We start from the raw sequence: 11,704 nt of genomic DNA on the forward strand, positions 1-11,704 counted from the left end.
GATTATTCAGGGCTTTTTTTTGTAATCCCTTATGGATATCTCCCGGGATGCACTTTAAGTATCTGATCAAATGCGCCTGTTGGGAATATATCATAATAAAAATGTTGTTATGCCATACTTTTTAGTCATTTTACAAAATGATTGAATTGTAATAAAATAAAAACATATTAAATATATACAAAAAAATAAAAGGAGAGAAAACAATTATGGCTGTAAAGTATATTCCGGAACCATTCAGAATTAAAATGGTAGAGCGAATTAAAATGTTAACTCGAGAGGAACGCATTGAAAAAATCAAAGAGGCTAAGTATAATATGTTTGGGTTAAGGGGCGAAGATGTTTATATTGACCTTTTAACCGACAGCGGAACCAATGCTATGAGTGATGACCAATGGTCAGGCGTTATGAAGGGTGATGAAGCATATGCCGGTTCATCCAGTTACTATAAATTATTTGATGCCGGTAAGGATATATTCGGTTATGATTTTATACAGCCGGTTCACCAGGGCCGTGCTGGTGAGAAGGTACTTTTTCCTATTTTCCTTTCCAAAGGCAAATATGCTATTTCCAATATGTTCTTTGATACAACAAGAGCTCATGTAGAATTGGCAGGAGCCAGAGCCATCGACTGTGTGGTAGAAGAAGCAAAAAATCCTTCTGTAAGAGCTCCCTTTAAAGGCAACATGGATGTTGTTAAATTAGAAAGACTGATCAATGAACTTGGTGCTGAAAATGTTGGTCTTGTTGTAATGACGATTACGAACAACTCAGCGGGCGGTCAGCCTGTATCCATGGCTAACATGAGAGAGGTATCAGAAATCTGTAAAAAGTATCATATTCCTCTTAATATCGATGCTGCAAGATATGCTGAAAATGCTTTTTTCTTAAAGCAGCGGGAAGAAGAATGCAAAGATATGTCCATAAAAGAGATTGTCAACAAAATCTTCAGCTATGGCGATATGTTTACGATGTCTGCCAAAAAGGATACCATCGTAAATATCGGAGGTCTGATTGGAGTTAAGGATGGCAATTCACCAATAATATTAAAAGTGAAAGCAAACTGTATTTCTTTCGAAGGATTTTTTACTTATGGGGGACTTTCCGGACGCGATCTTGAAGCCCTGGCAATTGGACTTTACGAAGGAATCGACGAAGACTTCTTAAGATACCGCATCGGCCAGATGGAATACCTGGCAGCTAAATTAGATGATGCAGGAATCGCTTACCAATCCCCGGTTGGGGGTCATGGAGTCTTTGTAGATGCGGCAGAATTTTTCCCGCATATCCCATATAATGAATTCCCTGCTCAGGTGCTTGCAATAGAGCTTTACAAAGAGGCTGGAATCCGTACCTGTGACATCGGTTCTTTTATGCTGGGTAATGACCCTGATACCGGAGTTCAGCTTCATTCCGAGTTTGAATTTACCCGCTTTGCGATTCCACGCCGTGTTTATACACAGGCACATATTGACATTATGGCAGATGCATTAATCGCAATCAAGCAAAGAGCGTCCGAAATTGAACGAGGATACCGCATCACCTGGGAGCCGCCGATTTTACGTCACTTCCAGGCATCTTTGGAACCCATCGAATATTAGATGATATCCGACATCAGGGGGTATTTACTATGCGTGATCAATGGAATAGCAGAACAGGATTTTTATTTGCAGCAATTGGGGCTGCGGTAGGATTAGGTAATTTATGGAGATTTCCGTTTCAAGCTTATAAAAATGGTGGAGGAGCATTTTTTCTTCCATACTTTGTAGCTATTATTACATGTGCCGTTCCCTTAATGATCATGGAATACACCTATGGTCGGAGAATACGTGGTGGTTCCACAAAGGCATTTGCCAAACTGAAAAAAAAGTTTGAGATTATTGGCTGGGTACAGGTTATGGTACCGATCGTAGTCATGATGTTCTACAGCACCATTATTTCCATATCTGTGGTCTTTATGATCTACTGTATCGGTCATGCCTTCGGTATGGTAAACTGGATGAGCAATCCAGGACCACTCTTAGGTGCTATTACCGGGCAGGCCCGGAATGCCTTCGACTTTGCAAGCGGTTTCAGTCTTTATATGCTGGGTGCAGTGGTTGTCGTATGGTTTGCAAACTGGGCCATCGTCCGGCAGGGAATTTCCGGAGGTATTGAAAAAGCCTCAAAGATATTTACACCTCTGCTCATGATTCTTATGATAATTTTTATGATTAATTCCATGAGGTTAGAGGGGGCCAGTATTGGGTTAAATGCGTTATTTACACCTGATTTTTCTAAAATTTTAAACCCCAGTATATGGGTTGCAGCATATGCACAGGTGTTTTTCTCCACCACACTTGCAGTGGGTGTTATGATTGCATATGGCTCTTATCTGGGAGAAAAACAGGATATCGTAAACAACTCGTTTATCACGGTACTGTCAAACAGCTCGTTTGATATTATTGCAGGGATTACCGTATTTTCAACCCTGGGATTTTTGGTCAATAAACAGGGAGTTTCTTTTGACTCGTTTGGAAACGGAGCCGGAGTTGCTTTTATCGCATTTCCTATCGCAATTTCAACCATGTCATCTAATATTGTGGTTCAGGGCATTTTAGGATTTTTATTCTTCTTCTGCTTATTTATTGCCGGTATTTCCTCCAGTATTTCTATGCTTGAGGCATTTAATACCGCAGCCCTGGATAAATTTAAGATTTCACGTAAAAAGCTAACAGGCATCATATCCATCGTCGGTTTTATTGGAAGTGCCACCTTTGCTACATACTGCGGATTCAATTTTATTTTGGATCTTGTGGATTCTTACGTGGCAAACTATATAATTGCTACTCTTGGACTGGTGGAAGTGATTGCAATCAGTCACATTTATGGTACGGAGAAACTCCGGGAAGATGCAAACCAATATTCTGACTTCAAGGTCGGTATATGGTGGGATTATTTACTAAAATATTTTACGCCGATATTGCTTGGAATTACCGTCATTACAAACTTTGTATCCGGTATTATGAAGATGTTTGGTATGGATTCTGTAACCTTGTTGTCAAATGTTGTGTTCGGCTGGGGAACTGTTGTACTTATGATCGGTGTTGCCATTGTGTTCAGTAAACGCCCATGGCAAGTTGAAATTGAATAACTAAGGGGGAATTACTATGAATCCATTTGCATTGGCTATGATGATTGTTGGCTGTTCTGTTGTATGGGGTGGGCTGTTTCTATGTGTTGGCATAGCCCTGACTAAAAAACCAGAGAATAAATAAGACAAAAAATCAAAAGGGATATTGCAAAACTTACCAGGTTAGTCGGGCAATATCCCTTTGTATATTTGTTAACTGTCTTTTAGAGAAGCCAATCCAAGAAAAATATTTATAAAAGGATTCTCATTGGATCTCTGGTACATGGCAACAAAATTCCCGGGATCAAAATCCTTTAAATTAATAGCTTTCACATTCGGTGTTAAATGCTTGGTACATATACTCGGTAAGAATGCCACACCAAGCCCGGATTCTACCATTAATATCTGTGATTCCAAGCTGTTTGCATTAATAATATCTTTAATATTAAGACCGGCAGTCATCGTAAATTGTCTTAAAATATCCAGGGAGCAGGGACCTGAATCTTCACTTAAAGTAATTAACGTACAATCATTAAGTAAATCAGCTGATATGGTATCATACTGAGCAAGGGGATGCTTTTTATTTACAATGATATACATGGTAGAGGGGAAAACCTGCTTTACTACCGTCTCATCCTGTGATACAAAAGCGGGACTAAACGGAAGAGTGAAGACGATATCTAACTTTCCTGCCTGTAAGTATGTTATAAGGTCGTTATAACTATACTTGGCAACCAGGACATCAATATCCGGATAAAGGGTTCGAAACTCAGAAACTACCTGCGCTATTAAAATATGCTCATAATGACCAAAGCCAATTTCTAATACTTTGGGATGCAGCTTAGCCGTCTTTTGGGTTTGGGAGATCATATCATTGTACAGGTCTATTACCTTTAAAGCCTTGTTATAAAAAACTTCTCCGGCAGATGTAAGCAAAACAGACCTATTATTACGTATTAATAAGACAACTCCCAGTTCTTCTTCGATCGATGCAATCTGGCGGCTCATTGCTGTTTGCACCATGTGGTGTTCCTGGGCAGCTTTTGTAAAATTTTTATGTTTTACAACTGAGACAAAATAAGATAATTTTCTGATTTCCATATAATCACCATATCTTTTCAATGAAATATAATATGCCTGATTGAGATACATTATAAGAAAAACTTATACCATTCCTATTTTAGCAAGATGTCTGAAAAATTGCAACCTTAAGTCGTAATTTCCTCTCTGTTGGCAGCAATTGCTATGCCAGCTTCAGTAGCATTTTCTTGACGCGAAAAAGTCCTGTGCATTCAGGGCATTTTTTTTTCTGGATTAATCAGTGCTATTGATTCGCAAACAAGTCCTGTTCTATTCGTGATAAGATAAAACTGTCAGCAAAAACAAAAATTGGAGGAGGAAGAGAAACATGAAACGAAAATTTTTAGCGGCTGCAATGGCCCTTGCCTTAACGGCAGGAATGCTTTCCGGATGCGGGAGCTCTACAAGCTCTGCACCGGAGAACAAGGAGACCCAGACAACTGCGGCAGCCACTACAGAAGCTGCCAAAGCAGCTGAGACCAAAGCAGAGGAAACTAAAGCAAAGGAGGGGAATGGAACCTTAGTCGGAGTCGCCATGCCCACCAAGGATTTACAGAGATGGAACCAGGATGGAACTAATATGAAGAAGGAACTGGAAGAAGCCGGCTATAAGGTGGATTTACAGTATGCCAGCAATGATGTCCAGACCCAGGTATCCCAGGTGGAGAACATGATCTCCAACGGCTGCCAGATATTAGTTATTGCTTCTATTGACGGAAGCTCTTTGGGAGAGCCTTTAAGCCAGGCCAAAGCCATGGGGATTCCAGTTATTTCCTACGACCGTCTGATCATGAACTCTGATGCGGTTACATATTATGCTACCTTTGATAACTATAAAGTCGGACAAAAGCAGGGTGAGTACCTGGTAGAGGCTCTGGATCTAGAGAAAGCAGCAGATCCTAAGAACATAGAGCTGTTTACCGGTGATCCGGCTGATAACAACTGTAACTTCTTCTTTGGCGGTGCCATGGATGTCCTTAAAAAGTATATTGACAGCGGAAAGCTTGTAGTAAAATCCGGCCAGACTGCTTTTGAGCAGGTAGCAACCGCTAACTGGGATTCAGAGAAATCCCAGAACCGTATGGATACTATTATCGCAGGTAACTATTCTGACGGAACCGTATTGGACGCTGTCCTCTGCTCCAACGACTCCACTGCTCTTGGTGTGGAGAATGCCCTGGCTTCTTCCTATACCGGAAAATACCCGGTCATCACCGGTCAGGACTGTGATATCGCCAACGTAAAGAACATGCTTCAGGGAAAACAGGCCATGAGTATCTTTAAGGATACCCGTACCCTTGCCTCTCAGGTAGTAAAAATGGTGGATTCTGTTATGCAGGGCGGAGAAGCTGAGATCAATGATACCAAATCCTATGATAACGGAACCGGAATTATCCCAACTTATCTGTGTGACCCAGTGGTTGTAACGGTTGATAACTATAAAGATATGTTAATTACTTCCGGATACTACACGGAAGACCAGTTAAAGTAATAGAAATTATTTTCTTATGGGGACGGCTTCTTAAAGATATAGAGGCCGTCCTTAAGAAATGACGGCAAGGGAGGGATATTCTTGGCAAAAATACTTTTGGAAATGAAGAGCATAACCAAGACATTTCCAGGCGTTAAGGCTCTGGATAATGTAAACCTTCAGGTAGAGGAAGGTGAGATCCATGCCCTGGTGGGTGAAAATGGAGCTGGCAAATCTACCTTGATGAACGTGCTCAGTGGCATTTATCCCTATGGTACCTATGAGGGAGATATTATTTATAACGGTGAGATCTGCAAATTTAACCGTATCAGTGACAGTGAACAAAAGGGAATCGTCATCATTCATCAGGAGCTGGCTCTTGTCCCCTATATGACGATTGCAGAAAACATGTATCTGGGAAATGAAAAGGGGAAAAGGTACGCGATCAACTGGAATGAAACCTATGGAGAGGCGGACCGGTACTTAAATACAGTAGGACTTATGGAATCTTCCCATACTTTAATTAAGGATATCAGCGTGGGAAAACAGCAGCTGGTGGAGATTGCAAAGGCACTTGCAAAGAATGCCAGGCTTTTGATCCTGGATGAGCCTACCGCATCCTTAAATGAAGATGATTCCAAAGCGCTTCTGGAGCTTTTGTTAAAATTCAAATCAGAGGGATTAACCTCTATTATTATTTCTCATAAACTGAATGAAATTGCCTATGTGGCGGATAAGATCACAGTCATCCGCGACGGCTCAACCATAGAAACACTGGACAGGAAAAAGGATACCATTACCGAGGACCGTATTATCAAAGGCATGGTAGGGCGGGAACTGGTGGACCGTTTTCCCAAACGAGATGACGTGAGGATCGGTGAAAAGGCCATGGAGGTGGAGCACTGGAATGCCTGCCATCCTCTGTATTCGGACCGGAAGGTGGTAAATGATGTCTCCTTTTATGTGAGGAAAGGAGAGGTCGTGGGAATCTGCGGCCTGATGGGCGCCGGAAGAACAGAGCTTGCCATGAGCATTTTCGGAAAGAGCTATGGCGTCAATATCTCTGGGAAGGTCCGTATCAAAGGGCAGGAAGTGGCGTTAAACTCTGTCCGGGAAGCCATACGCCATAAGCTTGCCTATGTCACCGAAGACCGGAAAGGCAATGGCCTGATCCTTGGAAATCCTATTAAGATCAACACGACCCTTGCAAATATGCAGGCGGTCAGCCGCCGCTCCATTATTGATAAGGATAAGGAGTTTGCTGTGGCAGAGGATTACCGGGATAAGTTAAAAACCAAGTGTCCCACTGTGGAACAGAATGTAGGGAACTTAAGCGGCGGAAACCAGCAGAAGGTCCTCCTTTCAAAATGGATGTTTGCAGAGCCGGATATTCTGATTTTAGATGAACCCACCAGAGGGATCGACGTGGGTGCAAAATATGAAATATACTGTATCATCAACCGCCTGGCTGCGGAAGGCAAATCTGTCATCATGATATCGTCAGAGCTTCCTGAGGTACTTGGAATGTCCGACCGCATTTATATCATGAATGAGGGCCGTATGGTGGGAGAGGTCAGTGCGGCCGAGGCGACTCAGGAGAAGATTATGGCCTGTATTTTAAAATCAGATAAAGGAGAGTAGAAGATGGAGAATAAGATGAAATTATCTGAGGGATTAAAAAAATATACGATGGTGATCGTTCTGGCCGTTGTAATCTTTCTTTTCACGGTCAACACCGGAGGTAAGATGCTCCTGCCCCAGAATGTGAACAACTTGATTGCCCAAAACGCCTATGTATTTATTCTGGCAACCGGTATGCTTTTTTGCATTCTTACGGGAGGTAACATTGACTTATCCGTAGGCTCTGTGGTCTGTTTTGTAGGAGCAGTAGGCGGAAGCATGATGATCACCATGGGGATCAACCCCTATCTGACACTGCTTGCAATGCTGATCATCGGTATGCTGGTAGGAGCATGGCAGGGCTTCTGGATCGCCTATGTACGGATCCCTCCCTTTATCGTAACTCTGGCCGGCATGCTCATGTTCCGTGGGTTATCTAATGTGGTTTTGCAGGGAATGACCTTGTCCCCCATTCCGGATCCGTTTTTAAATCTGTTTAATACCTATGTTCCGGATCTGTTCGGGATGCAGGGCTTTAACCTGACCTGTTTTTTAGTGGGAATCATTGCCTGCATGGTTTTTGTGACACTGGAACTTTTAAACCGCAGAAGAAAGCTTCAAAAGGGATACCGGGTGGATCCAATTGGAGGAATGGCAATCAAGATGGCTCTCATCGGTTTTGTGGTCCTGTTTGTTATGTATAAGCTGGCTAGATATAAAGGCATTCCCAATGCCCTGATCTGGGTGACTGCGATCATCGGGATTTACAGCTATATTTCTTCCAAAACCACCACGGGTCGGTATTTTTACGCTGTGGGCGGAAATGAGAAGGCTACCAGGCTGTCTGGTATTGATACCAATAAGGTGTATTTCCTCGCTTATTTAAATATGGGACTGCTGGCAGCAGTTGCAGGCATGGTGACGGTTGCCCGCTTAAATTCCGCCAATCCAACAGCAGGAAACAGCTATGAAATGGATGCCATTGGTGCCTGCTTTATCGGAGGCGCCTCCGCATACGGCGGTACCGGAACTGTACCGGGAGTAATCGTGGGTGCAACCCTGATGGGTGTGCTTAACTTAGGCATGAGCATCATGGGTGTGGACCAGAACCTTCAGAAGGTGGTAAAGGGTGCGGTTCTTATGGCAGCGGTTATTTTTGATGTGGTAAGCAAGAGAAAGTCATTTATCGTTAAGCAGTAAATGAAAAGAATTTCTCCAGAATCATAAAATTGTTGGTGAGTTTTGGAATATAAATCCATAAAGAGTAATAGGATGCTGTTTTCTTGTACAGATGTATGAGAGGCAGCATTTTTTATCTTCAATAAAAGACTTTTTTCTCCTGTGAATGAGCGGCTTATTTTAATAAAAATCCCCCTATATATAGAAATCTGGTCGAACTTGTGGTAGAATGCTACAAGTAAAAGAATGTTTTTAAAAGATAAATACCTTAGAGGTATACGATTATGTCAAAAAAATAGACAGAAAGTGGAAAGGAACGTAAATTATGGGAAAGATAAAGGTATCAACATGCGGAATAGAAGGACTTTTTGTCATTGAGCCTGCGGTATTTCACGATACCAGAGGATATTTCATGGAAACCTATAATCAGAATGATTTTAAAGAAGCCGGACTTGACATGGTTTTTGTACAGGACAACCAGTCCATGTCTACAAAAGGCGTACTGCGGGGGCTTCATTTCCAGAAGCAGTTCCCTCAGGGAAAGCTGGTACGGGTCGTAAGAGGAAAAGTATTTGATGTTGCGGTGGATCTGCGTTCCGCTTCTGAAACTTATGGTAAATGGTTCGGAGTGGAGCTGTCTGCAGAAAACAAAAAGCAGTTCTACATTCCGGAAGGCTTTGCCCATGGATTTTTAGTTTTATCCGATGAGGCAGAATTCGCATATAAATGTACCGATTTCTATCACCCGGGTGATGAAGGCGGTATTTTATGGAGTGACCCGTCAATTGGCATTGACTGGCCGATTGAGGAAGGTATGGAGCTGATCATCTCTGAGAAGGATCAGAAATGGAGCGGCATCCGGGATACCTTCAAATTTTAGTGAGAGGAGAAAACCATGAATTATCTGGTTTCCTTAATAAAAGAAATTATTGCAAAGAGAAAGCTTATTCTGGATCTTTCAAAGGCGGATTTTAAAAAACGGTTTGTAGGCTCCTATTTCGGGATTGCCTGGATGTTTTTGCAGCCTATGGCAACCGTGCTGGTATACTTTTTCGTATTCCAGATGGGCTTTAAAAGCGTACCTCCGGTCCCGGATTACCCTTACGTGCTCTGGCTGATACCTGGCATTGTGCCATGGTTTTATTTCAGTGAGGTACTGAATATGGGAACGGGCTGTCTTCAGGAATATAATTATCTGGTGAAAAAGGTGGTGTTCCGGGTAGAGATCCTTCCGGTCATCAAGATGATTTCCTGCCTGATGGTACATGGTATATTTGCAATCATCATGATCCTGGTATTTTTCTGTTACGGCTTCCTTCCAATGGCAAGCTGGATCCAGATCCTGTATTATTCCTTTGCAAGCTCCATGCTGTCACTGGCTATTGCGTATTTTACCAGTGCCATTCATGTATTTTTCAAGGATATGGCTCAGATCATAGGAATCTGCCTGCAGTTTGGCATGTGGATGGTGCCGATTATGTGGGCACCTGAGATGTTTCCGGCAATTCCATCCTGGCTGCCGGTACTGCTTAAGCTAAATCCTTTCTATTATATCGTAGCCGGATACCGTGACAGCATGCTGACCGGAAACTGGCTGACAGAACGGCCGACCCTGGGACTATATTTCTGGACAGTGACCATAGTCCTGATGCTTTTAGGGCTGAAAGTATTTAAAAAACTGCGCCCACACTTTTCTGATGTACTATAACCTTCACGAAAGCAATGAGTAGTGCGAAATATGGCAGAAAAAGATTTCGTTGTGCCTGCACATAAGAATATCTTTTCCTGACATATTTCATAGGGCGAATGCCCGTGAGCTTGCGAAACTGAAAGTTTCGCAAGCTGCACTACGGACCTGTGGGATAATTTTATGTAACATGGAGGATTCAATGTCCGTAGAATGGAACAACAAAGCAATATCTGTTAATAACGTAACAAAAATCTACAAACTGTACGATAAGCCCTCCGACCGATTAAAGGAGGCTTTAAGCATAACCCACAAAAACTATCACAAAGATTTCTATGCCCTAAACGGCATTTCTTTTGATGTAGAAAAAGGACAAACCGTAGGAATCATCGGAACCAATGGATCAGGCAAGTCCACCATACTAAAGATCATAACCGGAGTCCTCACCCCCACCTCAGGCAGTTTAGAGGTAAACGGTGTGATTTCTGCTCTTTTAGAGCTGGGGGCCGGATTTAATATGGATTATACCGGAATCGAAAACATTTACATGAATGGCACCATGATGGGCTTCTCCAAAAAAGAAATGGATGGAAAGCTTCAGGACATCTTAGACTTCGCAGACATCGGTGACTTCGTTTATCAGCCGGTAAAAACCTACTCAAGCGGTATGTTCGTTCGTCTGGCGTTTGCGCTGGCGATCAACGTGGAGCCTGAAATCCTGATCGTTGACGAGGCCTTGTCCGTTGGAGACGTGTTTTTCCAGGCCAAATGCTACCGCCGAATGGAAGATATCCGCCAGAATGGAACCACGATATTAATGGTCACTCATGATATGGGTGCAATTATCAAATATTGTGACCGCGTAGTTGTATTAAACAAAGGCAACTTTATCGCCGAAGGAGAGCCCGGAAAGATGGTGGATCTCTATAAAAAGATCCTGGCAAATCAAATGGACGACCTTGGAGAAGAACTGGAAGAAATAAGAAGCGGTATATTAAACGATTTTTCCGGAGACCAGGCAGTTCTGGCACAGTCCAAAAACTCCCGCCAGGAAGGCTTAATGAAGGAAAAACTGACGATCAACCCAACCCGTACCGAATACGGCGATAAGAGAGCGGAGATCGTGGATTTCGGACTTCTGGATGAAAGAGGAAATGTTACCAACCTCCTTCTTAAAGGAGAACGCTTTACCATTAAAGAGCGTATCCATTTCCATACCAAAATCGAGACACCCATCTTTACCTACACCATCAAAGATAAACGGGGAGCCGATTTAACCGGCACCAACACCATGTACGAGGCCTCTGATGTGCAGGCCGTGGGAAAAGGCGATGAATATGAGGTGGAATTTAACCAGAAAATGACCCTTCAGGGAGGGGAGTATCTTCTTTCCATGAGCTGCACCGGATTTGAAAACGGAGAGCATGTGGTTTACCACCGCCTGTATGACATCGCAAATATTACGGTCATTTCCAATAAGAATACAGTAGGTATTTATGATATGGAACCGGAAGTAAGCGTAAAGCTTCACCGGGCAGGAGAATGAGGAGGAAACGTC

10 protein-coding genes are annotated in these 11,704 nt (G+C 42.7%); 9 read left to right on the forward strand and 1 reads right to left on the reverse strand.

The annotated features are described in order from the left end of the window. The first annotated feature begins 206 nt into the window (after positions 1-206). Genes H171_RS22410 through H171_RS24255 form a run of 3 tightly spaced genes read left to right on the forward strand, consistent with a single transcriptional unit; the run spans position 207 to position 3,254 of the window. A complete protein-coding gene (locus H171_RS22410) occupies positions 207-1,598 on the forward strand; it encodes a tryptophanase (protein ID WP_100307107.1) in 1,392 nt (463 codons plus the stop codon). A gap of 29 nt (positions 1,599-1,627) precedes the next feature. Further along, on the forward strand, positions 1,628-3,130 hold the full coding sequence (locus H171_RS22415) for a sodium-dependent transporter (RefSeq protein ID WP_100307108.1): 1,503 nt from the start codon (positions 1,628-1,630) through the stop codon (positions 3,128-3,130). A 16-nt stretch (positions 3,131-3,146) separates the two neighbouring features. After that, complete coding sequence (locus H171_RS24255; protein WP_152335600.1) at positions 3,147-3,254, forward strand: MetS family NSS transporter small subunit; 108 nt, start codon at positions 3,147-3,149, stop codon at positions 3,252-3,254. A 68-nt stretch (positions 3,255-3,322) separates the two neighbouring features. Here the strand turns inward: H171_RS24255 and H171_RS22420 are convergent, their stop codons facing one another. Then, entirely contained in the window at positions 3,323-4,210 is an 888-nt protein-coding gene (locus tag H171_RS22420) for a LysR family transcriptional regulator (RefSeq protein ID WP_166433646.1), read from the reverse strand. A gap of 307 nt (positions 4,211-4,517) precedes the next feature. On the opposite strand from H171_RS22420, the gene chvE reads away from it, so the two are divergent. The 6 genes from chvE to H171_RS22450 all read left to right on the forward strand — a co-directional run bounded on the left by chvE (position 4,518) and on the right by H171_RS22450 (position 11,692). Further along, complete coding sequence (gene chvE, locus H171_RS22425; RefSeq protein ID WP_100307110.1) at positions 4,518-5,681, forward strand: multiple monosaccharide ABC transporter substrate-binding protein; 1,164 nt, start codon at positions 4,518-4,520, stop codon at positions 5,679-5,681. A gap of 81 nt (positions 5,682-5,762) precedes the next feature. Beyond that, complete coding sequence (mmsA, locus tag H171_RS22430) at positions 5,763-7,301, forward strand: multiple monosaccharide ABC transporter ATP-binding protein (RefSeq protein ID WP_100307111.1); 1,539 nt, start codon at positions 5,763-5,765, stop codon at positions 7,299-7,301. Between the two features lie 3 nt (positions 7,302-7,304). Then, positions 7,305-8,480 carry a multiple monosaccharide ABC transporter permease gene (gene mmsB / locus H171_RS22435; RefSeq protein ID WP_100307112.1) on the forward strand — a complete coding sequence of 392 codons (1,176 nt, stop codon included), beginning with the start codon at positions 7,305-7,307 and terminating at the stop codon, positions 8,478-8,480. A gap of 304 nt (positions 8,481-8,784) precedes the next feature. After that, complete coding sequence (rfbC, locus tag H171_RS22440; protein WP_092242699.1) at positions 8,785-9,339, forward strand: dTDP-4-dehydrorhamnose 3,5-epimerase; 555 nt, start codon at positions 8,785-8,787, stop codon at positions 9,337-9,339. A gap of 15 nt (positions 9,340-9,354) precedes the next feature. Then, a complete protein-coding gene (locus H171_RS22445; protein WP_100307113.1) occupies positions 9,355-10,167 on the forward strand; it encodes an ABC transporter permease in 813 nt (270 codons plus the stop codon). 181 nt (positions 10,168-10,348) lie between these two features. Continuing rightward, positions 10,349-11,692, forward strand: a complete 1,344-nt coding sequence (locus H171_RS22450) for an ABC transporter ATP-binding protein (protein WP_100307114.1) — start codon at positions 10,349-10,351, stop codon at positions 11,690-11,692. Positions 11,693-11,704: the final 12 nt, after the last annotated feature.

It is taken from the genome of [Clostridium] celerecrescens 18A (assembly GCF_002797975.1).
Lineage (GTDB): Bacteria > Bacillota > Clostridia > Lachnospirales > Lachnospiraceae > Lacrimispora > Lacrimispora celerecrescens.

Bases quoted from the DNA above. Each gene is read 5' to 3' on its own strand.
- H171_RS22410 (WP_100307107.1), top strand. From the start codon at position 207: ATGGCTGTAAAGTATATTCCGGAACCATTCAGAATTAAAATGGTAGAG.
- H171_RS22415 (WP_100307108.1), top strand. From the start codon at position 1,628: ATGCGTGATCAATGGAATAGCAGAACAGGATTTTTATTTGCAGCAATT.
- H171_RS24255 (WP_152335600.1), top strand. From the start codon at position 3,147: ATGAATCCATTTGCATTGGCTATGATGATTGTTGGCTGTTCTGTTGTA.
- H171_RS22420 (WP_166433646.1), bottom strand. From the start codon at position 4,210: ATGGAAATCAGAAAATTATCTTATTTTGTCTCAGTTGTAAAACATAAA.
- chvE (WP_100307110.1), top strand. From the start codon at position 4,518: ATGAAACGAAAATTTTTAGCGGCTGCAATGGCCCTTGCCTTAACGGCA.
- mmsB (WP_100307112.1), top strand. From the start codon at position 7,305: ATGGAGAATAAGATGAAATTATCTGAGGGATTAAAAAAATATACGATG.
- rfbC (WP_092242699.1), top strand. From the start codon at position 8,785: ATGGGAAAGATAAAGGTATCAACATGCGGAATAGAAGGACTTTTTGTC.
- H171_RS22445 (WP_100307113.1), top strand. From the start codon at position 9,355: ATGAATTATCTGGTTTCCTTAATAAAAGAAATTATTGCAAAGAGAAAG.
- H171_RS22450 (WP_100307114.1), top strand. From the start codon at position 10,349: ATGTCCGTAGAATGGAACAACAAAGCAATATCTGTTAATAACGTAACA.